The organism is Halalkalibacter wakoensis JCM 9140 (assembly GCF_000513095.1).
GTDB lineage: Bacteria > Bacillota > Bacilli > Bacillales > Bacillaceae_D > Halalkalibacter > Halalkalibacter wakoensis.
On record NZ_BAUT01000032.1, the window covers coordinates 16,250 to 41,407 of the forward strand.

At 38.8% G+C, this 25,158-nt stretch carries 20 protein-coding genes, 1 pseudogene and 1 riboswitch; of the genes and pseudogenes, 19 read left to right on the forward strand and 2 right to left on the reverse strand.

All coding sequences use genetic code 11. From position 1 onward, the window contains the following. The first annotated feature begins 507 nt into the window (after window positions 1–507). From JCM9140_RS12815 to JCM9140_RS12855, 9 genes are all read left to right on the forward strand, one after another. The gene (locus tag JCM9140_RS12815; protein WP_034747086.1) at window positions 508–1,284 is read left to right on the forward strand and encodes an alpha/beta fold hydrolase; all 777 of its coding nucleotides are present in this window, start codon (window positions 508–510) and stop codon (window positions 1,282–1,284) included. 566 nt (window positions 1,285–1,850) lie between these two features. Continuing rightward, a complete protein-coding gene (locus JCM9140_RS12820) occupies window positions 1,851–2,558 on the forward strand; it encodes an HAD family hydrolase (protein ID WP_034747047.1) in 708 nt (235 codons plus the stop codon). 79 nt (window positions 2,559–2,637) lie between these two features. Then, window positions 2,638–2,841 (forward strand): hypothetical protein, encoded by a 204-nt coding sequence (locus JCM9140_RS12825; RefSeq protein WP_034747050.1) that lies wholly within the window; start codon window positions 2,638–2,640, stop codon window positions 2,839–2,841. Between the two features lie 181 nt (window positions 2,842–3,022). Further along, a complete protein-coding gene (locus JCM9140_RS12830; protein WP_052002248.1) occupies window positions 3,023–3,262 on the forward strand; it encodes a YczI family protein in 240 nt (79 codons plus the stop codon). Window positions 3,263–3,460: 198 nt separating this feature from the next. Further along, on the forward strand, window positions 3,461–3,838 hold the full coding sequence (locus JCM9140_RS12835; RefSeq protein ID WP_034747053.1) for a DUF1761 domain-containing protein: 378 nt from the start codon (window positions 3,461–3,463) through the stop codon (window positions 3,836–3,838). A gap of 144 nt (window positions 3,839–3,982) precedes the next feature. Beyond that, a riboswitch (cobalamin riboswitch) is annotated at window positions 3,983–4,163 on the forward strand. Window positions 4,164–4,338: 175 nt separating this feature from the next. Then, window positions 4,339–6,636, forward strand: a complete 2,298-nt coding sequence (gene metE, locus JCM9140_RS12840) for a 5-methyltetrahydropteroyltriglutamate--homocysteine S-methyltransferase (protein ID WP_034747054.1) — start codon at window positions 4,339–4,341, stop codon at window positions 6,634–6,636. A 153-nt stretch (window positions 6,637–6,789) separates the two neighbouring features. After that, window positions 6,790–6,885, forward strand: a complete 96-nt coding sequence (locus tag JCM9140_RS24915; protein WP_162232198.1) for a HAMP domain-containing histidine kinase — start codon at window positions 6,790–6,792, stop codon at window positions 6,883–6,885. Between the two features lie 129 nt (window positions 6,886–7,014). Continuing rightward, window positions 7,015–8,730: an ATP-binding protein gene (locus tag JCM9140_RS22600; protein WP_052002249.1), complete on the forward strand. Its 1,716-nt coding sequence runs from the start codon at window positions 7,015–7,017 to the stop codon at window positions 8,728–8,730. A 762-nt stretch (window positions 8,731–9,492) separates the two neighbouring features. After that, window positions 9,493–10,341 carry an NAD-dependent epimerase/dehydratase family protein gene (locus JCM9140_RS12855; protein ID WP_034747059.1) on the forward strand — a complete coding sequence of 283 codons (849 nt, stop codon included), beginning with the start codon at window positions 9,493–9,495 and terminating at the stop codon, window positions 10,339–10,341. A 452-nt stretch (window positions 10,342–10,793) separates the two neighbouring features. Here the strand turns inward: JCM9140_RS12855 and JCM9140_RS12860 are convergent, their stop codons facing one another. After that, the gene (locus JCM9140_RS12860) at window positions 10,794–12,224 is read right to left on the reverse strand and encodes a BCCT family transporter (protein ID WP_369384424.1); all 1,431 of its coding nucleotides are present in this window, start codon (window positions 12,222–12,224) and stop codon (window positions 10,794–10,796) included. Window positions 12,225–12,833: 609 nt separating this feature from the next. On the opposite strand from JCM9140_RS12860, the gene JCM9140_RS25215 reads away from it, so the two are divergent. The 10 genes and pseudogenes from JCM9140_RS25215 to JCM9140_RS12910 all read left to right on the forward strand — a co-directional run bounded on the left by JCM9140_RS25215 (window position 12,834) and on the right by JCM9140_RS12910 (window position 24,010). After that, entirely contained in the window at window positions 12,834–13,184 is a 351-nt protein-coding gene (locus JCM9140_RS25215; RefSeq protein WP_369384425.1) for a sensor histidine kinase, read from the forward strand. Then, window positions 13,163–14,431, forward strand: coding sequence for a DcuS/MalK family sensor histidine kinase (gene dcuS / locus JCM9140_RS12865; RefSeq protein WP_369384426.1), 1,269 nt, complete (start codon window positions 13,163–13,165; stop codon window positions 14,429–14,431). Before JCM9140_RS25215 ends, dcuS begins: the two co-directional genes overlap by 22 nt. Further along, the gene (locus JCM9140_RS12870) at window positions 14,424–15,131 is read left to right on the forward strand and encodes a response regulator (RefSeq protein ID WP_034747062.1); all 708 of its coding nucleotides are present in this window, start codon (window positions 14,424–14,426) and stop codon (window positions 15,129–15,131) included. The genes dcuS and JCM9140_RS12870 overlap by 8 nt, the downstream gene beginning before the upstream one ends. 437 nt (window positions 15,132–15,568) lie before the next feature. After that, the gene (locus tag JCM9140_RS12875; RefSeq protein ID WP_034747065.1) at window positions 15,569–16,903 is read left to right on the forward strand and encodes a 2-hydroxycarboxylate transporter family protein; all 1,335 of its coding nucleotides are present in this window, start codon (window positions 15,569–15,571) and stop codon (window positions 16,901–16,903) included. A gap of 149 nt (window positions 16,904–17,052) precedes the next feature. After that, window positions 17,053–17,847, forward strand: a complete 795-nt coding sequence (locus JCM9140_RS12880) for a fumarylacetoacetate hydrolase family protein (protein WP_034747068.1) — start codon at window positions 17,053–17,055, stop codon at window positions 17,845–17,847. Between the two features lie 308 nt (window positions 17,848–18,155). Beyond that, a pseudogene (locus JCM9140_RS12885) lies at window positions 18,156–19,120 on the forward strand (tRNA dihydrouridine synthase). Between the two features lie 410 nt (window positions 19,121–19,530). Next, a complete protein-coding gene (locus tag JCM9140_RS12895; protein WP_034747073.1) occupies window positions 19,531–20,007 on the forward strand; it encodes a cell wall hydrolase in 477 nt (158 codons plus the stop codon). Window positions 20,008–20,193: 186 nt separating this feature from the next. Beyond that, window positions 20,194–20,478, forward strand: coding sequence for a spore coat protein GerQ (gene gerQ / locus JCM9140_RS12900; protein WP_439644297.1), 285 nt, complete (start codon window positions 20,194–20,196; stop codon window positions 20,476–20,478). A gap of 574 nt (window positions 20,479–21,052) precedes the next feature. Continuing rightward, window positions 21,053–22,057: a biotin synthase BioB gene (bioB, locus tag JCM9140_RS12905; protein WP_034747076.1), complete on the forward strand. Its 1,005-nt coding sequence runs from the start codon at window positions 21,053–21,055 to the stop codon at window positions 22,055–22,057. A 756-nt stretch (window positions 22,058–22,813) separates the two neighbouring features. Further along, the gene (locus tag JCM9140_RS12910) at window positions 22,814–24,010 is read left to right on the forward strand and encodes an MFS transporter (RefSeq protein WP_034747079.1); all 1,197 of its coding nucleotides are present in this window, start codon (window positions 22,814–22,816) and stop codon (window positions 24,008–24,010) included. A 154-nt stretch (window positions 24,011–24,164) separates the two neighbouring features. Here JCM9140_RS12910 and JCM9140_RS23800 read toward each other — a convergent pair whose 3' ends face one another. After that, window positions 24,165–24,338 carry a hypothetical protein gene (locus tag JCM9140_RS23800; protein ID WP_156314871.1) on the reverse strand — a complete coding sequence of 58 codons (174 nt, stop codon included), beginning with the start codon at window positions 24,336–24,338 and terminating at the stop codon, window positions 24,165–24,167. Window positions 24,339–25,158 lie beyond the last annotated feature (820 nt).

Sequence of the window (25,158 nt, forward strand, 5' to 3'; positions counted from 1 at the left end):
TTGGTATGAGAAACCCACTCATACCAAGCTTTTTCAAAAGACTGCAACGGCTTCGCGCATTCCTTCGAGGGCACTAAAAAAGGTGAAAGTCGACCTTTTTCAGTGCCCTCGGACAGGTACCTTGACCCACTTTTTTTGCGGGTGCGTAGCAGAAAGTGCGTCGCGTCTAGTCTAGTGCTAACCATTAAACACGGAGGTCATGATGTATTTACTAGTATCCATTATTCTTAGTGTAATAGGATGTTCAATTTTACTTATGCTGCTCGGTCCACTTTTAGGTGGAATCATAGCTTTCGGGATTGTTGCTGGTTGTGTCTTTAGGGGGTTCTTTTTACTCTTAGACATACACAAACATCTTGTGCCAGAAAAAAACAAAGTTCAAGATGCTTACGATAATTATGTAAAAGAGAGGAATAAAACTTCCTGAAATAAGGTGTTGCTTTGGAAGAGCAATGGCCGTAAGTGGAAGATTACGTAACGGAAAATCAACATAAAGAGGTGAAAAGTTTGGGTCTGAGTTATCAAGAGCATGGAAATAAGAACGCTCCATTAATCGTGTTTTTACACGGAGGTGGAGTGAGCAGCTGGATGTGGGATAAACAAATTGAATATTTTCGTCATTATCATTGCCTTACAATCGACCTTCCTGAACAAGGAGCAAGTGAAGACACAGATCCATTTTCAATGCTAGTAAGTGCCCAAGAAGCAAATGAGCTTATAGAAAAAATAGCAAACGGTAAAAGCGTCACGGTTGTTGGATTTTCTTTAGGTGCACAAGTCACGATTCAACTGTTGAGTCTGAATCCCGATTTAGCTGACTATGCGATGATTAACAGTGCATTAGTAAGACCAAACTCCATTCTAAGAAAAATGATCAGACCGTCGATCAAATTGTCTTTTCCCTTAGTAAAAATCAAATCATTCTCAAAACTCCAAGCGAAAACACTCTATATCGGAGAAGAATATTTTGATACATATTACAAAGAAAGTTTTAAAATGAAACCCGATACACTCATTAGAATATTAGAAGAAAATCTGTCATTTACAATACCGGAAAATTTTAAAAAAGCTAAAGCTAAAATATTGGTGACTGTTGGAGAAAAGGAAAAAGCAGTAATGAAAAAGTCAGCGGTCGATTTAGTTTCAACCCATTCTAATTGTAAGGGGATTATCATTCCTCAAGTCGGCCACGGAGTCAGCTTACAAAACCCTATTTACTTTAATCAAATGTTAGAGAATTGGATAGAAGAAGGGATTTTACCTAAAAATGTAACAGTGTTATAGAGAATGAGTAGGGAAAAAGCGGAAGTGGCTAATGGCTTTATATGTCCCTTACGCAAAAGGATAAGTCCGTGCAGGTTAGGCAAGTGCCTGTCATGACCCGAGGGATGTCGAGATTAAATGTAATGTATTTTTACTGTAAAGTAGACAGATACTGCGCAAAAAAGAAACCCTAAAATGGGCCTCTTCTATGTTGAATGATTGGAAATGGAGGTGGCCAAAATGGCGGACGAGGTGGAAGTCCCCAGTAAGGTGGATAAAACCAAAAAGGTGGTGGATAGACATGGGGACCAGGAAATCTTCTGTCGTAAGGGTACATCTCAAACCCTCCTTTACTAGTTCTATTTTAAAATATGCAAGCTTTACACTTTGGTGAGATTTGTCCGAAAAAATAATAATCATGCACAGAACACCGTTATTTGCAATGAATCAAGTAATAAGGAGAAATACATATAAAGCATTCGTCTTTCTTATTTATTTTCTTGAATAGATGAATGGAGTAGTAGGCTCTCTGTTTTCTCTCGCTAATCAATTAGTGATATGATCATACTAAAAGGAGGGCTATGAGAATGGATACAATCATTTTTGATGTCGATGATACACTGTATGACCAGGCACAATCTTTTCATAAAACGGTGAGAAAGCTTTTTCAAGAGCCTTTTTCAGACGAAGAAATGGACCAATTCTATAAAGCAAGTCGTAAATATAGCGAGATTTTATTTGATCAAAGTGAAGCGGGTGAAATATCCGAATTTGAATGGCAAACGGGACGGATTATACATGCCTGTGAGGATTTTAACATCCCTATCGATACGGAAAAAGCGACTCTTTTTCATGAAACGTATGTGATCGAACAAAAAAACATTACCTTGTTTCCCGAAGTCGAAGAATTACTAAATGTGCTTTACAAAGAGAGAAAACAGCTTGGAATTCTGACAAATGGGGAAGAAACACATCAAGCAATGAAAATTAAACAGTTGGGTCTTAGTCGTTGGATTCCGGCAGAACTGACGTTTATTTCTGGAACGATTGGTCATGCAAAACCGAAAAGAGAAGTCTTTGATTTTATTGAACAGAAAATGAACCTAGACCAAACGAACACCGTGTATATCGGGGATAACTTTGAAAAAGATATAATCGGAGCGAAACAAGCAGGCTGGCAAGCAATCTGGATGAATCATCGTAAGAAAGATTTACCAGCTGATTCTCCCTATCAACCAGATAAAGAAGTGCATAGTGCCAAAGAGTTATTAGAGTTATTTGTGAAAAAGGCTTAGGTCATTATGATAGGAATCAGCGATTGTCATCCTGGTTCCTTTTTAATGTGGAAAATGTCAGGAAAAGGGATGTTTCTATATGAGGAAAATTTATGAATATATGTCTACAGATGATAAAGTTAGAGCATTAGAATTAGTAAGAGAAGAAATCATCGAATTAAAACAGGAATTGCAAAACGAGTATTCAAGGGTAGTTAAAGAGGCTATTTCAGAAGCCTTGAATAGATATCAAGCAGAAGAAGAATGGTTAAAAAATGAAGTTGATGAGAAATCGAGTTGTTGAAGTGAAGGGAGCGTTTCTTCCAAATAACAAACTAAAAAGGAAAAATATGTTAAAATTAATGCGATGGAAACTGAGGTCCACCCGATCAATGGAGGGGTCTTTTTGCATCATGCAATCATTTGGTTTGAGAACATAATTGAGTAGATGTCGATTTGACAAATTCTTATTAGGGGGGATGTAGATGAAATTATGGATGAAGATCATAACAACCATTTTAGCGGTTACGGTCATCTCTTTATCAGCTTACAGTCTAATAACGGGTGAACATGGAATGATGCCCCATACGCTATTACTCATAGGGATGATGCTTATTTTTATTGGAATTACTGAATTACAAGAGCAACGAAAAGTAACAGGAATTTTTTCGTTTCTTTCTTCTGGATTTGTGTTATTTGTTGGTATAAATGGTTTGATAAGCTAAGATAGATCCAAGTGGCTGTGCGTTAAGAAGGTTATTCACCTTAATTTGTCTAATGACGATTTAAAATACTTACTTCATACATAAAAAGTGGGTCAAGGAACCTGTCCCCATGACCCATTAATGAACAATGATGCTTTTGGGTGAGAATCAAGTATAATACTAAAGGATAGATTGAAATAGAGGAAGAGAGTGAGTTAAATGCTTTTAGCCATTATCAGTGGTGTCATTTTGTACATGGTAAGTGGAATGATTTATTATTCAATAGTAGGAAATCGTTGGATCGACTGGTTGAATATTAAACCTGAACAGCCGAATTATGGTTTGCTTTCTTTGGTTACACTCCTAACGTCTATCGTGTTGTATGGGTTTCTTTATCTATCACAGGCAGAATCCTTGCTAGATGGAGCATTAACCGGTGGGGCAGTTGGAGTCATTGTAGCTCTAGCATATGCGAAAGATTTTATTTTCGGCTTAGGAACAAACAGTAAAAAACCTGTATCCATTTATTTTATTGCTGTAGGATATCATATATTGGCATTAACGATTATTGGAGCAGTGATGATGTTTTTTATTTAGGTAATAAAGGTAAGGGACCTTCGAATGTTAAAATAGAAGGTTCTTTTCTGTTCATCTCCGCAAAGTCTGGTGTTTCTTAAATATTTTTATTTTTTCAGAAAATGATGTACGAAAACAAATTTCTATGTTATATTTACCAAAATTGCATATCGTGTAAGAGTTGGTGCCAAGCTGCGGTTTGGCTTAAAAGGGAAGAACGGTGTAATTCCGTCGCTGTCCCGCAACTGTAAGTCGGAGTGAATCACAAATGCCACTGTCGTTTGACGGGAAGGTGTGAGGAGCGTTGATGATAAGCCAGGAGACCTGCCAATTTCTAGTACACACCAAATACCTACGTGGAAATAGGTGGTGACATTCATTGTACGACAAACGAGTTATAAGTAACGGTGCTTTTGCACGTTTTTTAGTCATACCTTTAACTTGATTGTAAAGCCATTTCCTTTTCACGGATTTGGCTTTTTTGTATTTGGTCATTTGCAATGTAAAAGGAGGAGAAGAAAATGAATGTAGTGAGTACAGCCATTGGTTATCCGTACATTGGTGAAAATCGGGAATGGAAGCGTTGTGTTGAATCTTTTTGGAAAAAGAAAATTTCAGAAGAGCAATTTCGTTTAGAAATGAAGACGATTCGCTTGGATCACATGAAGCGCCAGCAATCATTAGGCTTAGAGCTTTTAACGGTTGGTGACTTTACATATTATGATCGGATGCTTGATCTGGCAGCGATGTTTGGATTGGTTCCAACTCGTTATAGCTGGACAGGTGGGGAGGTAGATTTATCTACGTATTACTCAATGGCCCGTGGGGCAAACGATGTAGTTGCTTGTGAAATGACAAAGTGGTTTAACACAAACTATCACTACATCGTGCCAGAGTATGAAGATCAGCCACTAACATTAACAAAAAACTACATCTTAGATTATTTTCTAGAAGCGAAAGAAGAGTTAGGTCTTATAACAAAGCCTACAATCATCGGGCCATTTACTTTTATCCAATTAGCGAAAGGATATGACGCCAAATCGAAAGCGTTGTTTATTTTAAAGCTTTTGCCATTATATGCACAAGCACTACAGCAACTCGTAGATGCAGGAGCAACGTGGATTCAAGTCGAAGAACCTGCATTCGTTCTTTCCTTATCAACGGAAGATGTGAAATTAGTACAAGAAATGTACAAACAATTGGCAGAAGAAGTACCAGATGCTCAAATTATGTTACAAACGTATTTCGAAGGGCTATCTGCCTATGAAGAGTTATCTCAATTACCTGTTGCAGGGATTGGCCTTGATTTTGTACATGGTAAAGAAGAGAACCTGGACTCCCTTCGTACATACGGTTTCCCGCCGGATAAAGTACTAGGAGTCGGAGTGGTGAATGGACGTGATATATGGATTGCAAATTTAGCTGAAAAAGCGGCTGATGTAAAAGCGATATTATCATTAAGTGGTGCAGAAGAAGTCTGGATTCAATCCTCGTGTAGTTTGCAGCATGTACCGGTCACAACAAAGTCTGAAACAAACTTAGATAGCACGTTAAGAAATGCTTTAGCCTTTGCGGATGAGAAAATTGTGGAGATCACACATATCACATCATATGTACGCGATGAGGACTGGGCAGGAAATAAAAGTGTGTCAAAAAGCATGCTCGCAACCGAAGCATTGGTCAATCACGAAGCTAGGCAAAACAGACGTGTGAAGGAGCTAGTATCGCAAGTTAAGCCAGAGCATTTTTTACGTCCAATTCCGTTTAAACAACGGCAAACGTTACAAAAAGAAGTATTGAAATTGCCAGATTATCCAACTACAACCATTGGGAGTTTCCCTCAATCAGATGAAGTGAAACGCACACGTACAGCCTGGCGCAAAAAGGAAATCACAGACTCTGCCTACGCAGAATTTGTAAAAATGGAAACGGCCCGTTGGATTCAGATTCAAGAAGAAATTGGGTTGGACGTTTTGGTACATGGTGAATTTGAGCGCACAGACATGGTAGAGTACTTTGGTGAGAAGTTAAATGGGTTTGCCTTTACCGAAAAAGCATGGGTAGTATCATACGGATCACGCTGCGTGAAACCGCCTATTATCTATGGCGATGTAGAGTGGACTGCCCCCATGACGGTAAAGGAAGTAGAAGAGGCGCAGCAATTAACGTCTAAGCATGTGAAGGGGATGTTAACAGGTCCGGTCACGATTTTAAATTGGTCCTTTGTCCGTGATGACATCTCACGTGAGCAAGTTGCCAACCAAATAGCTCTAGCGTTAAGAGAAGAGATTCAAGCGTTAGAAGATGCGGGGATTTCCATCATTCAAGTCGATGAACCAGCCTTGCGTGAAGGTTTGCCTTTACGTAAAGAAAATTGGAATGAATATTTATCATGGGCAGTCAATGCCTTTAAATTAGCGACTTCAAGTGTAAAGAATGAAACGCAAATTCATACCCATATGTGCTATTGCGAGTTTAATGACTTTATTGAACCCATTCGTGCCCTTGACGCAGATGTTATTTCAATTGAAACATCTAGAAGCCACGGAGAACTCATTCAATCACTAAAGAAAAATCCATATGAACTTGGTATTGGGTTAGGAGTGTATGATATTCATAGTCCGCGTGTACCGAGTATGGAAGAGATTGATACCATTTTAAATGAAAGCCTAGAAGTCATTGCAAAAGAACAGTTCTGGGTGAATCCTGATTGTGGGTTAAAAACACGACATGAAGAAGAAACCATCGCTTCTCTACGAAACATGGTCGCTGCCACTCAGAAACTACGCGAACAACACGAACTTACTAGATCAAATTAACGAATGTCGTTTTACATTAGATGACTTCATTCTTTTAAAGCTTTGTCTCGCTAATCACTTAAAATCAATAACGACACGAATTTGCAAAAGGCGTTATTCCTCTTTATAGGGATAACGTCTTTCTTTGAAATGAAAGGAAATAGGATTTGTTTAATGATTTTTTATACCATTATTGATCGGTATAAAGGGAAGATTGACTTTACTCGTAAAGAAGGAAAAGGAGTAACGTTTACATTCCATTACCTTTGATTAGTTGAGCAAAAAAAGAGATTCATAGAGGAATTGCAGATCACTCGTATATATGGGGTATGTATGTTACCATTTTACATATATCTGTTCATTATTCAAAAAGTGAAAAGCAGGTAGGGGGGGTAAACGATGATTCTAAAGAATTCAGAAGATTTTACTGAGGATGTTTGGCAACAAATGGATGCTGGATCTCATATTCTATACATATTCAATGAAAAGGATAAATATATTGAAAATGCTATTAGCTTCATCATGAATGGCTTATTAAAGAATGAAGTGATTTTATTTGTTGAAACGAAAGAAACGTTCGATCAAGTTCTAGATCAACTAAAAGCAAGAGACGATCATTCTATAGACTACCAAAAGCTACTTTTTGTTGATAGTGCAGAAACTTATCTTGTTGGAGATCAATTCCATCTCGAAAAAACAGGAAGTTTAATAGATATGCTAAATCCTTATTTGGATGAAGGATTTAGTTTGCGAACGTGGGGACATGTTCTCTTGACAGATGATGTATGTACTGTAGATAGACTTCGAATATATGAACATAATAGTGACCAGTTTATCCAAAAGAATAACTTGGTCTCAGTTTGTGCTTATAATGGCTTAACCCTCCCTGCCTACCTTCAAAATGAGTTAATGAGGATACACACGCATTTTATGACAGATCGTGAATTTATTACATCTCCTCTTTATGATAAAAGTTTTCTTGAAATCCCATCAATAGAAAAGAATGAACAGCTTCGGAAGTTTGCAAAAGAAAACAAAGAACATCGTGATCAGACGAATCGTCTAGAAAATGAGAAGAGAATCAGCGAAGTGATTACGGAAAGTCAGCAAAATTTCCAAACTGTTATCGAGCAATTACCGTATCCGATGATTATAAGAAGAGGTACGACAATCCTTTTCATCAACAACAAAGCGAGGGAACAATTTTTAAACAATGTTCAGAAAAATACGAACTATAATGATCACTTGCTTTTATTCTTTGAAAAGTATGATAGAGACCCGGTTGGAAAAAAGCAGTATCAAACACATGAATTCCCATTAAGTAATGAGAAGAAAAAATATTACATTGTCAATTCCATTGAGCTGTTATATGAGGGGGAGTCATCGACCTTACATTCCTTTATTGATATTAGCCAGGAGAAGGAAAATGAAAGATTGCTTATTCGTACAGAGAAACTGAACACTGCTGGGGAACTCGCTGCCGGAATTGCTCACGAAATTCGCAATCCGTTAACAGCAATCAAGGGGTTCTTTCAAATGATCAAACAAGAAGGCCATGCAAACAATTTTTATTATAGTGTAATTGATAGTGAGCTTTCTCGAGTTGAACAAATAACAAGTGAATTATTAGCACTAGCTAAACCTCACTCTGAAAATCGTCAAGATCTTAATATGGTTCAACTAATGGAGGAAGTTACATTGTTGCTTACCTCGGAAGCTAACAATAAAAGCATTGAGATGACCTTGCAAGCTACAAAAAAAGAGATTTACATAAGCTGTGAAGAAACCAAAATCAAGCAGGTTTTTATTAACTTGGTTAAAAACGCAATAGAAGCGATGGAAAATGGTGGACAAATTCAGATAAAAATCAGTGAGATGGATGGTAATATTGTCGTTCAATTGATTGATCAAGGATTTGGGATGCCGAAAGAAGTGTTAGAAAAAATTGGTGAACCTTTCTACACGACAAAAGAAAAAGGGACAGGTATTGGTTTAATGGTATGCTTTCAAATCATTGAAGGTCATGAAGGCACAATTCAAGTAGATAGCGAGAGCGGGGTCGGTACAACATTTACGATTGCCTTACCTTTATCAAAGCGACCGTTCCCTTCTTAGAATTTTGTTACTCGTAAACCAATAGATAAAAACGAACCGATGACAAGTTTATATGATTCGCAAATGCGATCAGAAACCTAATTACTCATAAACTACGAGAATTAGGTTTAATTCTATTGGTTCTATGAACGATTGTACTTAAAGTAATGGAGAAGGATACGAAAAAAGAGATATATTTTTTGATTGTATGTAATAAAGTGAGTAGTTTGATTGAGGGGGAGAAATAAAATGAGTAATTATTGGGTCATGGGGACATGGGTCATGGGGACAGGTACCGTGACCCACTTTTTGCTGGGAAATTCAGAGGCTCAAGCGGACTCACGTTCCGTTAACTGTGACAAAAACAGTGATTTTCCGGTGTTCGCGGACAGAGGTTCCGCTATTTCGTGTTTGAAGGGTGTTAGGACGGTGATTTTGTGCAAATAGCGGATTCTGTGTCCTCGAAGCTCTTCGATATGCTCGTATTTGAGGAAATAGCGGAACTGGTGTCCGCTTAGATTCAGTGCCTGTACGTTTAAAAGTGAATAACCTGTATAAAGAGGAATTTTTTGTTCTTATTTCACACCTCAAACAAACTGGGTCAAGGAACCTGTCCCCATGACCCATGTCCCCATGACCCACAAAAAACGAATTACTTGCTATTTTGAAACCGTTAACATATACTTAGTTCAATCGATAAACAAAGTGTGTAGAATTACTAGATGCTTACCATTTAGGAAGCACAGAGAGTCACGTTTTGTTATAGAATAGGGAGGGTTTGAAATGCAAAAGGTTGTCATAACAGGTGGAAGTGGGCTGCTTGGAACAGCAGTCATACAAGAATTTTTAGAACATGGTTACGAAGTCATCAATGCAGATATGAAACATCCAAAAGAAGCACTTTGCAAAACAGTTATTACTGACTTAACGAATTTAGGTGAAGTGTATGGGGTATTAGCAGGTGCGGATGCAGTTGTCCATCTTGCCGCAATTCCGGTAGCCTATTCTCATCCGAACGAAGTAACCTTTCAAAATAATACGATGTCCACGTATAACATTTTAGAAGCAGCAGGGAATTTAGGAATTAAAAAAGCGGTTATATCTTCAAGTGAGTCTTCCTATGGGATATGTTTTTCAAAGCAAGATTTACAACCGCAATATGTACCAATTGATGAGGATCATCCGCAATTACCGGAAGAAAGCTATGGTTTATCGAAGATTGTTAATGAGAAAACCGCTGATATGATTCACCGTAGAACGGGGATGCAGGTCGTATCATTCAGATTGGGAAATGTGATATCTCCTGAAATGTACAAGAATTTTCCTAGATTCATCCATAACCCTGAAGAGCGAAAACCAATTTTGTGGAGTTATATTGATACACGAGATGCAGCAAGTGCATATCGATTAGCCGTTGAGGCAGAGGGACTGGGATCTGTTGCGCTTAATATTGGAGCCGATGAAACAAGTATGGATATTGAGAGCAAACAACTTATGGAAACATGCTTTACGAGTGTTTTAGACTTTAGAAAAGAGTTAACTGGTTTCGCCCCGCTGTTAAATAATGAAAAGGCTAAGAAACTCTTAAACTGGAAGCCGGTTCATAAGTGGAGAAACTACGTAAATCTATAAATTTGTGTGGGTCATGGGGACAGGTTCCATGACCCACTTTTTTATAGGGAGGGAAGGTCAGCGCCTCAAGCGGACTCACGTTCCGTTATTTGTGACAAAAACAGTGATTCTCCGGTGTTCGAGGACTGAGGTTCCGTTATTTCGTGTTTGAAGGTGTCAGGACGGTGGTTTTGGGCAAATAGCGGATTCTGTGTCCTCGAAGCTCTTCAAAATGCTCGTTTTTGAGGAAATAGCGGAACTGGTGTCCGCATAGATTAAGTGCCTGCCACGATCCGAAGTATGTCTAATCTAAGACAACATCCGGGTGGTGGCAGGCACAATTAATTATTTGACTTTCACTTCTTTCACAGATTCAACAGAAGAGACGATCTCCTGTTCTTTCGCCATCTGCTTGACAACTTTTGGTGCACTCCATAGTGGTGGAAGGAGCAAGATCGATACGGGTACGGCTGTTACAACAATAAAGTTTTGTAATGCTGGATACTTCCTTCACCAATGGTGAGGAGAACGACCGATAAGATCCCGAATAGAACGACCCAAAAGACCCTCATCCATTTTTGTGGATGTTCTGTTCCTTGTAAGGTTACGGCTACTGTATAGGAAATGGAATCAACTGTCGTCGATACAAACACAATACTAACAATTAAGAATCCAATAGCCAACCATAATCCCATTGGTAGTTGGTCCATAATGGCCATTACGGTCGCGGGCATGCCGCCATCACTTAATGGTCCTGAAATGGAACCAGGATCATTAAGTTCATGAGATAAACCAGTGCCACCAACAACTGTAAACCAGAAATTACTAACCAATGGAGCGATAATCGACACGGCTACAATAAGCTCTCTAATCGTGCGACCACGCGATATTCTACTAATGAAAATAGCAACCATTGGTGCATATCCTAGGAACCAACCCCAGAAAAAGACAGTCCAATAACCAAGCCAAGCTTGATCTCCGCGATATAAATTCATTTCGAAAAAATGCTGTAATTGAAAAGCTTGAGCACCAATAAAAGAATCGATTAAAAACATGGTTGGGCCCATAATGAGAATGATAGCCGCTAATAAGACAACAAATATCACATTTAACCGACTTAAGAATTGAATTCCTTTGTCAACCCCACTTGCTACAGATATAGCTGCAATCAAGATGAGTGCTCCAACAACGATTATGTTTGTAGCTAACGTATTTGGAACATCAAATAAAACATGAATACCATATCCAATTTGCAAACCTAAAAATCCGATAGGCCCCATTGTCCCTGCAGCAACCGCAATAATGGAAACAATATCAGCCGTTGAACCAATGATACTTTTACCAAATATTTTTTCACCAAAAATAGGATATAAAATGGCACGTGGTTTAAGGGGATATCCTTTATGATAATGTGCATACATGAGGACAATGGTAGTTAACGTACCTAAACAAGCCCAAGCTAGGAAGCCCCAGTGAACAAAGCTTTGGGATAAAGCTGGTATAATTGCCTCTAGCGGTGTCATCCCATCATTAGCAAACAACGGTGGAGTTGTCACAAAATGATAGATTGGCTCTGATGCAGCCCAAAATACACCACCACTAGCTAGAAGAATACATAAAATCATCGAAATCCAACGGAAATACCCATTCTCGGGTTTCTCCATTTTACCTAACTTCAGATTTCCATATCTCGAAAAAGCTAATATCAGCCCTATCACAAAATTTCCTAATAATAATAACTGCCAATAAGCACCAAAAAAGGTGACCGACCAATTGAAGGATTCCGTTACCCACCCCTCAACCATATGAATGTCAATAAGTGCAAACATGACAAAGAGGAGTAAAAACCCTCCACTAACCGCAAATGTAGTCCAATCCGTTTTCAAATTCTTTCTTGTTTTCATTCTTTTCCTCCATAACGTATAACGAAGCGAGATCGTTATTGTAATCTTTTATTGATGATTTCTTCTTGATGTCTGGAGAAAAAGACTACGGAACAGAAGGGCCACTTGCTCTCTTTCTTAACTGTATACACCTATAATAGTCGTCTAGGATAATTTCACCTACCTTTCTACTCATTCATTTAATTCTAAAAAACCCATTAGCCGAATGTTAATAGTTTAATATTATAGTAATAAAATTTTACATAGTCAACTGGGTCATGGGGACAGGTTCCTTGACCCAGCTCTAATAAATGCTTACCTGACATGGCCAACAAAGAACGATGATAAATAAGGTAAAAGCTACAGTAATCATGTTACAATCTATTCTAATTCCATTTCTTCCATGAGATCTTACATCTGTAACAGGTTTCTTTAAAGGAAAGAGTTTGATTGAACTATGACACAAAACGGGTGAAAGAAAAAAAGGGTTACAAGACAGTAGCATTCTATTTCACTACGGTAAGAAAGAAGATGTAGGAGGAAAAATTTAATTGAGAAGATTAAACGGATTGGCTACTATATGTAAGGAATAGTCAAATCGTTTAAATAATTTAGGAAGTAGGTATTTGTTTGCTGAAAAGAAAATTAACTTTACGCAAAATTATTATTTGCCTCATTTTTATCGTTGTTCTCTTTTCTTTGCTTCTTACAGACCTTCTAGTTAGTAAATCCATTAATGAAAATAGTATAAGCAAGGAAGAAGAGAAGGCATTAGCCATTGCTCGAATTGTTGCGCAATCCGAAGTTGTACAAGTTGGTTTAAAGGAAGGCGAGTCTGAGGAAATTCAGCATTATGCTAATGAAGTTCGTGAATTAGCTGAAGTTCTTTTTGTTGTTGTTATGGATATGAATGGGATTCGATATTCTCACCCGAATAGAGAGTATGTAGGAAAGCCTTTATGGGAGGAGATGAAACGTTAGCTTTGGAAGGGAATGAATATAGTTCAATCTCTGAAGGGACGTTAACGACTTCACTTAGGTCTTTTACTCCTGTCATAAACGATAGAAATGAGCAAATTGGAGCGGTAGCTGTAGGGATTTCCTTAGAAAATCTTCAAGATATTATTAATCAAAATCATAAAAACATTGTTTTAGGATCCATTCTAGGTCTTCTTCTTGGATTAATCGGAGCCGTATTGATTGCTAACTATATAAAAAAGACATTATACGGTCTTGAGCCATCTGCCATTGCGAAGATATTGGAAGAGCGAAGTGCCATGCTTCAATCTGTTCATGAAGGGATTGTAGCAGTTGATAAAGATGGGAAAATTACGCTAGTCAATAAATCCGCTAAAAAAATGTTTAAAAAGGCAGGCTTGCCTGAAGAGCCGACTGGAATGGAAGTGAATAAATATTTACCTATGACAGGATTAGAACGAGTGTTAAAAACAGGAAAGCCAGAACTTGGTGCAGAGCTTTCCATTAATGGAATGACCTTTTTAGTGAATCGTGTTCCGCTCATAGTAGATGATCAAATTATCGGTGCAATCTCTACGATTCGAGATAAAACGGAGGTAAAAGAATTAGCCAAGCAATTAACTGGAGTGAAATTATATGTGGATGCATTGCGTGCACAATCACATGAAGTAAAAAATAATCTTCATGTCATTTTGGGAATGGTTCGAATCGGTGCTTATGAACAGTTAAAATCATTTATTCTTCAACTAGTCAATCATAAAAATCATGAAATTAGTCAAGTAACGGATATTAAAGACGCTGTTTTATCAGGTTTTTTATTAGGCAAATTAAGTTACGCGAGAGAATGCGATGTGAATTTAACAATCAAAAGTGAAAATGTTGTTCCGGAAACCAATTCAGCGGACACGATTCATGAAGTTATTACAATTATTGGGAATTTGGTTAACAATGCAATTGAAGCGACTGAAAATACGACCTTTAAAAAAGTAGATGTGCGTTTGTCGTTTGATCGGAATTTGCTGAAAATAGAAGTGAAGGATACAGGACCAGGTATTAAGTCAGAGGACATGGCTGATATTTTTGAAAAAGGATTTTCAACGAAGGGAAAAGATCGGGGATATGGCTTAGTGCTTGTAAAAAAGAGCATTGATCATCTAGGTGGAAATCTAACAATTGATACATTAAAAGGGTTAGGAACGACGGTTACCGTTGAAATTCCATATGAGGCAGAGGTGGATTCTATTGATTAACGTTTTGATTATTGAAGATGACCCAATGGTAGCAGAATTCAATAAGCGATATTTAAACGAAATCGAAGGGTTTCATTTAACGGGAATAGCCAAATCCTTTGATGAAGCCATTGAACTGTTAGGAAAAGAAGAAGTTGATTTACTTTTATTAGATATATTCATGGCAGGCAAAAATGGGCTGGAGTTAATACAATATATTAGGAACGTAAATAAATGGAAGGTCGATGTGATACTCATTACAGCAGCCGATGATGTTGATTCGATACAAATAGCTCTTAGGTGCGGTGCCGTTGATTATATGATTAAACCATTTGAGTTTGAGCGTTTTAATCAGTCATTAACGACTTATCGAGAAAAGCATAGGTTACTCAAAAAGCAACATTCATTAAATCAAGAAGAATTGGACCGTAAAATCTTTGCCCAGAATGAAAATCAATTTGTATCCCTACCGAAGGGCTTAACAGCCAATACACTACAGTTGATTACGGAAGCCATCTTGGAGAAGGGAGAACATCCTTTTTCAACGGATGAACTAGCGGCTGAAGTACAGATCTCAAGGGTTTCTGTTAGAAAATATATTAAATTTCTGAAGGAAATAGGGGTTCTTGCTGAGAGGATGACGTATGGCGCAGTAGGAAGGCCGGTCTATTTATACATCAATAAAGAGTTAACAAAATCAACCTTTCAACATTTTTATTAAGCGACTATACGTCGCTTTTTTTAATTACAAAACCTTTCATTAATTTCATAACCTATCACAATTTAGTCAAATTTAATAAAATTCAATTAGATAAATGAAAACGTTTTCTGTTAAGGGGGATATAGAGTGAGTAGAAATAAGTTCAAAAGGGAAGCGGTGAACTTACACCGTCAGCATGGTAGGAAAATTGAAGTAGTCAGCAAGGTAGAGACTAACAATGAAGCGGGTACTTTTTTGAAAGCGCTACATCCATCAGTCCCCGATATACATGTAGAGGATATTTCTTAAACCGTTTCATTTCGTGATTGCAAGCATGATACCTAAAACTGAGCTCAAACCAACGTATCCAATCGTAAAGCGAAATAGAAGTAGATCAAGTAGTTTTAACTATGAATGAATGAAAACCAGACAGAGATGTTAAAAGGAGAGTGATTAAAATGGGGCAATCAGAACAAACAGCGAGGAAATTGGAAGAGTCCATTGAGGAGAAAGACGTGATATATAAATTAAATCAGAAAAAGGAAATAAAGATTTTAGGACTGCCTATTTTTTGGTTTATGACATTTTTAACGTTAACCATTGTAACCGTTTATACGGGGAATTTACCTGCAGGAATGATTGGTAGTTTACTTGTGATGGTTGTGTTTGGCGAAGCCCTTGGTTGGATTGGTGATCGCTTACCCATCGTAAAAAGTTATTTAGGTGGCGGAGCGATTGTCGCTATTTTTGGTTCTGCTTATATGGTGTACAGCGGAATTCTTCCAGAAACAGTAGCAACCTCTGTAAGCGATTTTATGACAACGGGTGGTTTTCTTGATTTCTACATTGCTGCCTTAATTACCGGGAGTATTTTGGGAATGAATTCCAAAGTTCTCATGAAAATTGGGGTTCGTTATTTTGTTCCTATTTTCGGAGCGGTAATAGGTGCCATGTTGATTGCGGTCATCGTAGCGTTTTTTATTGGGTTCTCTCTTCAAGAAGCCGTACTAGTCATTACGTTACCGATCCTTGGTGGTGGAATGGGGGCAGGCGCTATTCCGATGGCGCAAGTCTATTCTGAGTTTTTAGGTAACCCACCGAGCTATTATATTTCAATTCTTGTACCTGCATTAGCTCTTGGTAATGTTTTTGCCATTGTATTTGCAAGTTTGTTAAACAGCCTTGGAAAGAAAGTACCATCATTAACAGGTAACGGCCAACTTATTCCTGGATTCAAAATGGAAGAGCAGAAGTCGAAATTTGATATTTCTAAAATGGGAATTGGTTTGCTTGCAGCTTTGTTATTCTTTGCTTGTGGTCACTTACTAGGGGCCATCATTCCTCTTCATCCATATGCATTAATGATTATTCTAGTAGCTATTGCTAAAATCGCAAATGTCATTCCGGCGAATGTGGTGGAAGGTGCTAGTCAGTGGTATCAATTTGTAGCAAAAACGTGGACGCTTGCTTTGCTTTTTGGGATTGGTGTCGCTTTTACCGATTTAAATGCCGTTTTAGCTGCTTTAAGCGTACAATATATTCTTCTTGTTGCAGGCGTTGTATGTGGAGCGGTGTTAGGTGCAGCCTTATTTGGAAAAATAGTTGGGTTTTATCCAATTGAATCAGCTATTTCTGCAGGTCTTTGTATGGCAAATATGGGAGGTACCGGAGATGTTGCTGTATTATCAGCTTCAAAGCGAATGCAGTTAATGCCTTTTGCTCAAATTGCTTCAAGGCTAGGCGGAGCTCTTATTCTCCTATTAGCTGGTTTGCTAATGCCATTTTTCTTATGATTCATAAGCCGATGTTTGATGAGAGGATCGGCGATAATTTTAACAATATCGTGGGAGTAAAGTTGGGTTGAATACTTGGATTTTCGCCATCTTCTTCTACTAACTAGGAACAATTAGGAACATTTTTTGAGAAAAGGGGTCATGTGGAAATGAAGACGTTAGAAAAGGTGAGAACGATCGTCCGTTATAAGTGTGGAGATAACGTGTCTTATGGAATCGTTGACGGAGATGAAATCATACAATTGTCGAATGATTTTGCGGAAGTTGCTAACAATGAGTTCACCTATGAGGGTGAAAGGGTTAAATATAGTGAAGTTGAGATTTTAGCACCAGTAGCTCCATCAAAAATCGTTAATTTTGGTTGGACATATGCTGCACACGCAAAAGAGACTGGAGGAGAGGCGAATCGAGCTGAACCTTTTCTGTTTTTAAAACCCACTTCCTCCATTATTTCCGATCAAGAGGAAATCGTCCTTCCGCCGACTACTCTAACGAAACAGGTAGAGTTGGAAGGGGAAGTAGCACTTGTTATTGGGAAACGTGGGAAAAATATAAAAGAAGAAGATGCTTTAGATTATGTTTTTGGATGTACGATTTTCAATGATGTGACCGCAAGAGATCTTACTAAATTAGATCCACAGTTTACGAGAGGAAAAGGCTTCGATACGTTTGGTCCATTGGGCCCTTGTATTGTGACAGGTCTTGATCCAATGAACTTGAAGATTGTAACGACTTTAAACGGGAACGTTGTGCAAGAAGGAAATACGAATGAAATGTCATTATCCATTCCTTTTCTCATTAGTTGGGTGTCACAGATTATGACCCTTGAACCAGGCGATGTTCTAGCTACTGGTTCACCATCAGGCAGTTGTCCAATGAAGTCGGGTGATGTTGTAGAAGTGGATGTGGAGCATATTGGGAAGCTTTGCAACTATGTGAAGTGAGTTTAGATGCCTATCACCACAACGTTTTGTCGAAGTGATTTTGACAAAACGTGTGTGGTGATAGGTACTTTTTTATAAGTAGAAAACGGCTAACGGTTGTCCCCTTAAAATTGAAAAGTGTTCCTTGCAGAGTTCGAAGTTTTGTTGAACTGTAAGGTGTGAGCATGAATGGAACTATTATTTAAATTCTCTTTCATTTGATAAAAAGTCCTTTTGCGTGGTATAAGAATAAAAGGAAAAGAAATAAGCAACAAGTTTGCTTTTTAAATTTGGGAATTTTGATGTCCCATTGTGAGAGGGTTTTGATGATGACAAATAATTTTTGGCTAGATTTACCACGGCCGTTTTTTATATTAGCACCAATGGAAGAAGTGACGGATGTTGTTTTCCGACATGTCGTAAGCGCGGCAGCTAGACCTGACGTGTTTTTTACAGAGTTCGCAAACACGGTCAGTTATTGTCATCCGGAGGGCAACCACAGTGTGCGTGGGCGTTTGACTTTTACAGAAGATGAACAACCGATTGTGGCACATATATGGGGGATGAACCCGAGCACTTTCGGCAAATGAGCATTGGCATGGCGAAAGAAGGGTTTCGCGGTGTGGATATTAATATGGGCTGTCCTGCTCCCAATGTCGTATCAAACGGGAAAGGATGCGGTTTGATTCGACGCCCAGACGTTGCAGCTGAGTTGATTCAAGCTGCGAAAGCAGGAGGTTTGCCTGTAAGTGTGAAGACACGGCTTGGCTACTCAAAGGTTGATGAATGGCGCGACTGGCTAACACACATATTGAAACAAGATATCGCTAATCTCTCTATTCACTTACGAACAAAAAAGGAAATGAGTAAAGTAGCGGCCCATTGGGAATTGATTCCTGAGATTAAAAAACTTCGTGATGAAGTGGCACCACATACGCTTTTGACGATTAATGGCGATATTCTTGACCGTGAAATGGGCTTGGAGCTCGTAGAAAAGTACGGGGTCGATGGGGTGATGATCGGGCGTGGAATTTTTAAAAATCCATTCGCCTTTGAAAAGGAACCAAAAGAGCATAGCAGCAAGGAATTGCTCGATCTCTTAAGATTGCATCTGGACCTTTATGATCACTATTCTAAAGAATACATCACACGTCCATTCAAGTCGCTTCATCGTTTCTTTAAAATCTATGTTAGTGGATTTCGAGGAGCGAGCGAATTAAGAAATCAATTAATGAACACATCATCAACCGATGAAGTCCGGGCATTGCTTGATGAATTTGAATCTCAACAATAAGAAAAGTGGGTCGGGGGGACAGGTACCTTGACCCATTTTTTTGCGAGGGGGTATCATCATCTTTAAGCGGACTCACGTTCCGTTATCTGTGACAAAAACAGTGATTTTGTGGTGTTGGCGGACTGAGGTTCCGCTATTTCGTGTTTAACGGCTATCAGGATGAGGATTTTCGGCAAATAGCCGATCCAGTGTCCGCGAACCCTTTAAATATGCTAGTTTTGGAGGAAATAGCGGAACTGGTGTCCGTTTGGGGTTATAAAAAAGAGAATAAGGAAAAGAGCTGTCAGAATCGGCAGCTCTTTTTCCTTATTCGTTTTTCTATGCAAATTCCTAGGTTTGGGCGGATAGGCAAGCTACCAAAATACACTTTAGGCAATAAGTTACTTGTATAAGCCGAAGGGGGTGAGTGAATGGGTAGGCGAATCAAACATACGGAGCGTGACGTGGATTCTTTAGCAAGGCTCATGCTGGCAGAGGCGATCGGTGAAGGTGCTGAAGGGATGGATCTGGTAGGAACGGTTGTGGCCAATCGGGTCGAGGCGGACTGTGAGCCGGACTTTAGAAATTTGCGCACGATCAATCATGCTATTTATCAAACGATACCAGGAACGGGCATTCCTCACTTCGAGCCAGTTCTAAATGGAGCGTTGTATACACAGCGTCCCAACGAAGAAGATCTTCAAAGAGCCAGAGATTTATTGCATGGTCATAGGAATCCTCGAGCAAGACAGAATTTGTGGTTTTTTAATCCGAGTCCAGGGCAAGCTTACCGAGATCCTTGTACCCCTACGATGCCAAGATCCCCTATGACCCAGTTCGATTTTGCACACAAAAATCATTGTTTCTATGTCGCTATACCGGGCTATTGCCCTGAATTTTATAGATAAAAAAAAAGGAGATGATTTTCTCATGACTTGTGGAAACTCTAGTTATTATCCTGGATTTAATCCAAATCCCATGATGAGGTTCAATGCCACACAACAACCAAACGGCTTTATGGCAGGGATGCTTCTGGACCGGCATATTCTACGCCAGTTATGCCACTGGGGACGGGACAGCAACTGCCGACAGGTGTGATAGAAGAATCGTTTATTGAAAATATCCTGCGCTTCAATAAAGGAAAAATTGGTACATTCTACTTTACTTACCAAGGTAACAGCAGATGGAATTCAATGGTCTATCAAGGTCGCGTTGAAACGGCTGGCCGTGACCATATCATCATTAGCGATCCAGCTAGCGGCAAACGCTACTTGCTCATGATGGCAAATCTCGACTGGGTCGAATTTGGAGAACAAATTAACTACCCTCATACAGAAATTAGCCCGGCTATGCAGGCATCATTAGAAACATCCAGCTGATGCAGCAGAGTGGGTCATGGGGACAGGTACCTTGACCCACTTCTTTTTAGGGTCAAACAAATGGACTCACGTTCCGTTATCTGTGACAAAAACAGTGACTTTTCGGTGTTGGTGGACTGAGGTTCCGCTATTTTATGTTTGTAGGGTGCCAGAGTGGCTATATTCAGCAACTAGCGGATTCTGTGTCCTCTGAACCTCTTGAAATGCTCTTTTGTGAGAAAATAGCGGAACTGGTGTCCGTCGAAGAAAGCAAGGGGGATGATTACCCTTCTTTCTAATAGTAGCAAAGCCTAATTCCCGTTTTGAGATAAGGAGGAATTAGGCTTTTTCATTTCGGTTAGAAAGAAACAAGGCATTTCATTTTTTATAAAAAAGAGGTTCTTCAGGCGTTTGCCGTCTAAAGTATAGGCTAATATGCTAATAGATTTAAAGTCTGTTCAATTATTGACAATTAAAGGAAACAACTTTATATTTATATTGTTAACTTTTGTTATTATTAGGTTTACATATCGAGTATTTTCAGTAGGTGAACTCAGCCGATAGGGTTCAAAATTATAAACATGGAGGGGACGAGATGAATCAATGGTCTGAACTTGCAACAAAGGTGTTGGATGGTGCTAGTATTACAAATGATGAGGCGCTTTCTATTTTGGAATGTCCTGATGAGGATGTTCTTTTGCTGATGCATGCGTCATTTCAAATTAGAAAGAGGTACTTTGGAAAAAAAGTAAAACTAAATATGATCATGAATGCAAAATCTGGTCTCTGTCCTGAGAATTGTGGCTACTGTTCTCAATCCTCTATTTCCAATGCACCCGTTGAGACATACAAAATGATAGATAAAGAGAATTTAGTAAAAGGAGCAAAACGTGCCTACGATTTGAACATTGGTACATATTGTATTGTGGCAAGTGGTCGTGGTCCTTCTAATAAAGAAATCGATCGAGTAGTAGACGCAGTTAAAGAAATTAAAGAAACATATGGGATAAAAATCTGTGCATGCCTTGGCTTGTTAAAGCCGGAACAGGCGTTACGACTGAAAGAAGCTGGAGTTGATCGGTACAACCATAACATTAATACTTCAGAAAGAAATCATTCGACCATAACAACGTCACATACATATGATGATCGCGTAAATACAGTGGAGACAGCGAAAAATGCGGGAATGTCTCCTTGCTCAGGTGTTATCGTTGGAATGAAAGAATCAAAGCAGGACGTCATCGATATGGCAAATAGTTTAAAAGTGCTAGATGCGGATTCAATCCCTGTTAACTTTTTACATGCCATTGATGGTACTCCATTAGAAGGAGTAAATGAATTAAATCCACTGTATTGCTTAAAGGTATTAGCTCTTTTCCGCTTTGTTAACCCAACAAAGGAAATTCGCATCTCCGGTGGGAGAGAGGTCAATCTACGTTCATTGCAACCTATTGGTTTATACGCAGCAAATTCTATTTTTGTTGGGGACTATTTAACAACTGCAGGTCAAGAGAACACCGAGGATGAGAAAATGCTGATCGACTTAGGCTTTGAGGTTGAGAGTGTAGAAGAAATGAAAGCGAGCATAGGTGGGTCATAGGGACAGGTTGAGACCACTGAAAAAGGTACAAACCAACCTTTTTCAATGCCTCGATTAAGTAGCAATGGCTTCGCACACTGCGCGCCTGCTATGAGAAACCTACTCATAGCAGGCTTTACAAAAAGAGGGCAGTGGCTCCGCACATTGCTTGGAGGGCACTGAAAAAGGAAAATCCAACTTTTTCAGTGCCCTCGGACAGGTTCCTTGACCCACTAATTACCGGGAGCAACCGGCATTTTTAGTGGACTCATATTCCGTTATCTGTGACAAAAACAGCGATTTTCCGTTGTTGGAGGACTGAGGTTCCGCTATTTCGTGTTTGAAGGGTGTCAGAGAGGTGATTTTTAGTAATTAGCGGATTCTGTGTCCTCCAAACCTCTCAAATTACTAGATTTTGAGAAAATAGCGGAACTGGTGTCCCTTTGGTACCTGGCCCCTCAGACAAGGTCTTCTTTGTGCCTTCTGGGGGAACCTTGTCTATACTATATTAACTAGATTCAACCACATGCATCCGATAGGGGTGTTCTTTTTTTGTAGCTTTACTGAAAATCTCAACGATAGCGCACAAGGCGCATTAGTCGTACGCGTATAGTTAATCAGTAAGTGTTATTTTTGCTTCACCTATAGTATGATCAACTGTAATGAACTGAATTGATCTTCTTTTTTGTGATTCAAACAAGCTCGGTATTATTTTTCTGAATGTTTAGATAGAATCCGTGCAAGAGATTCCAGCTTAATGTATGAAGGGGGGATTTTATGAAACGGGGATCTTGGAGAGCGTTACTATGGATTGGGTTAGCGGTACTATTCTCATTAAGCTTGTGGTTCAGTGCATCGGTTATTGCCTTTGAATTCATTCAAATGTGGAATCTTAGCTCCCATTTAGAAGTCTGGTTGTCTACAGCGGTTCCAATGGGGTTTGTCTTGGGAGCATTGGTGAGTTCGTATTTTGGTTTAGCTGATCGTTATAATCCCCGAAAAATTTTTGCTATATCAGCGCTACTGGGGGCAATACTGAATGCTTTGCTATTACTTGCTGGTCATTTTTCCATCGGTCTATTACTTAGAATTTTAAATGGAGTCACTCTAGCTGGGGTTTATCCAATAGCCGTTAAAATGTTATCACAATGGTTTCCGAAAAGAAGGGGGCTTGCTATTGGTATCTTAATTGCAGCGTTAACTCTAGGATCATCTTTGCCTCATGTTGTTATGATGTTCTTCTCTTCATTAAATTGGAAGGTCGTTATCATCATTACGTCCGTATTAGCAGGATTAGCAGCAGCCATTGTATATTGGGTTTTAGAAGATGCCCCAGGAACTTCAAACAAATCTTCTTTTTCATTTAAATTAATCAAAAAGGTTGTAAAAAATAAACCGGTGATGTTAGCCAACTACGGCTATTTCGGACACATGTGGGAACTGTATGCGATGTGGACGTGGCTTCCTGCGTTTTTGGCTGCTAGTTTTATAAGTTATTCACCTGAAACTTCCTATTGGTTTATTGCCTTAGCATCCTTTCTTTCAATAGGAATTGCTGGTGGCATTGGATGTGTATTGGGTGGTGTCATCTCAGATAAAGTCGGAAGGTCGAACTTAACGATTTACTCCATGGTCATCAGTGCTACCTGTGCGGTGTTAATCGGGCTAACATATGGCCATTTTATTTGGTTGACACTCATTCTTTCTTTTATTTGGGGGATGTCTGTTATATCAGACTCTGCCCAGTTTTCCGCAGCTGTTTCGGAGGTAGCAGAAGTGGAATATGTAGGGACAGCCCTCACTTTTCAAATGTGTATTGGCTTTTTAATCACGATTTTTTCTATCAATCTCATTCCCTTGATTCAGAGATATGTTGGTTGGGAATGGGTTTTTGCCTTATTGGCCATTGGACCGATTCTTGGAATTTTGTCTATGGTGAAGTACAAACAATACGAGTTTAAGCATGTAAAATAAAGGTGGGTCACGGGGACATGGGTCACGGGGACAGGTACCTTGACCCACTTTTAATGGATTATCGGGTTTTGTCGTTGACAAAGCCAGTGAATTTCCTGTTTTTGCGGACTGTGCTATGGTTACATACAGCTTGATAAACAAAGTTGCCTCATTTTCACTCAGTGATTAAATTATATACCTCATCGATCACTTCTTCATCTTGTACATCAAATTCTACAAACAGACTATGTCTAATCATCGTTTTATTGACGGATCCTTCGGTAATATGAACAGCATTTGTTTTGATCCAATCGGCCATTTGTTGAATTTGTTTATTTGATTGACTCATCTCTTGCATTCTCCTTCCAAAAAAACCTTTCTTCCTAGGGTTTTCTAAATGATGATTTCTATACTTTAGTAATTAAGAAGAAAGAGGGCGTTGAAAAAGGAGAAATCGACTTTTTCAGTGAACGCGGAAGAAGATTAACGGAGATCAAAGTTTTAAATGGATGGAAACGGATGAAAGATTATAGGGAACTGTTGTTGCATCAAGTTCAAAATACCGTCCCTCGTTTTGATCGGTTGTATGGTTGTCGACTACAGGGGATGAACTTGGTCAGTTAGGAAGCTTACATTTGCTTTAGGGGAATGTGCCTCTGCTTCCTTTCTTCCTTATTATAATAGAAAGGACGACAAAATCGTTTTGGTGCTTCAGTAACTTCTAGGTGATGGAGAAGTAGAAATTGAGGTTTTAGAAAAGAAAACTGTGGTAAAAGGAGAGTAGGGAGTAAATGTTGCTATGCATGCCGATTTGTGATAGATTATTATATCTAGCCGCAAAAATTAAATTTTAATTAGTTATTGCGCAGAATTATTATTTGTGATAAATTAATACTTGTCGCCACAAAAGATTGAATGTTTTAGTGGTGGTTGCGAAAAAACTTTTTGAAAAAAGTATTGCGCAGAACAAAATGTTATGTTATTATAATAAATGTCGCTGAGGAAAACAACGACAAACGAGTTCTTTGAAAACTGAACAAAAGCCAAGCGAAATAGAGATACATGATATCTCGTCAATTTTTTCTTATCGTTTTATTAAAAACGATAAAGTATCGTTAGCGATACATTTTGAGCTATGTTCCATCACTAACGTGATGAAACTCAAACAC

Coding starts and splice junctions, on each gene's coding strand:
- metE (WP_034747054.1), top strand. CDS start 4,339: ATGAATGTAGTGAGTACAGCCATTGGTTATCCGTACATTGGTGAAAAT.
- JCM9140_RS12820 (WP_034747047.1), top strand. CDS start 1,851: ATGGATACAATCATTTTTGATGTCGATGATACACTGTATGACCAGGCA.
- JCM9140_RS12895 (WP_034747073.1), top strand. CDS start 19,531: ATGGGTAGGCGAATCAAACATACGGAGCGTGACGTGGATTCTTTAGCA.
- JCM9140_RS12825 (WP_034747050.1), top strand. CDS start 2,638: ATGAGGAAAATTTATGAATATATGTCTACAGATGATAAAGTTAGAGCA.
- JCM9140_RS12860 (WP_369384424.1), bottom strand. CDS start 12,224: ATGAAAACAAGAAAGAATTTGAAAACGGATTGGACTACATTTGCGGTT.
- JCM9140_RS12855 (WP_034747059.1), top strand. CDS start 9,493: ATGCAAAAGGTTGTCATAACAGGTGGAAGTGGGCTGCTTGGAACAGCA.
- JCM9140_RS22600 (WP_052002249.1), top strand. CDS start 7,015: ATGATTCTAAAGAATTCAGAAGATTTTACTGAGGATGTTTGGCAACAA.
- dcuS (WP_369384426.1), top strand. CDS start 13,163: ATGGGAGGAGATGAAACGTTAGCTTTGGAAGGGAATGAATATAGTTCA.
- JCM9140_RS12910 (WP_034747079.1), top strand. CDS start 22,814: ATGAAACGGGGATCTTGGAGAGCGTTACTATGGATTGGGTTAGCGGTA.
- JCM9140_RS12880 (WP_034747068.1), top strand. CDS start 17,053: ATGAAGACGTTAGAAAAGGTGAGAACGATCGTCCGTTATAAGTGTGGA.
- bioB (WP_034747076.1), top strand. CDS start 21,053: ATGAATCAATGGTCTGAACTTGCAACAAAGGTGTTGGATGGTGCTAGT.
- JCM9140_RS24915 (WP_162232198.1), top strand. CDS start 6,790: ATGATTTTTTATACCATTATTGATCGGTATAAAGGGAAGATTGACTTT.
- JCM9140_RS12875 (WP_034747065.1), top strand. CDS start 15,569: ATGGGGCAATCAGAACAAACAGCGAGGAAATTGGAAGAGTCCATTGAG.
- JCM9140_RS12830 (WP_052002248.1), top strand. CDS start 3,023: ATGAAATTATGGATGAAGATCATAACAACCATTTTAGCGGTTACGGTC.
- JCM9140_RS12835 (WP_034747053.1), top strand. CDS start 3,461: ATGCTTTTAGCCATTATCAGTGGTGTCATTTTGTACATGGTAAGTGGA.
- JCM9140_RS23800 (WP_156314871.1), bottom strand. CDS start 24,338: ATGAGTCAATCAAATAAACAAATTCAACAAATGGCCGATTGGATCAAA.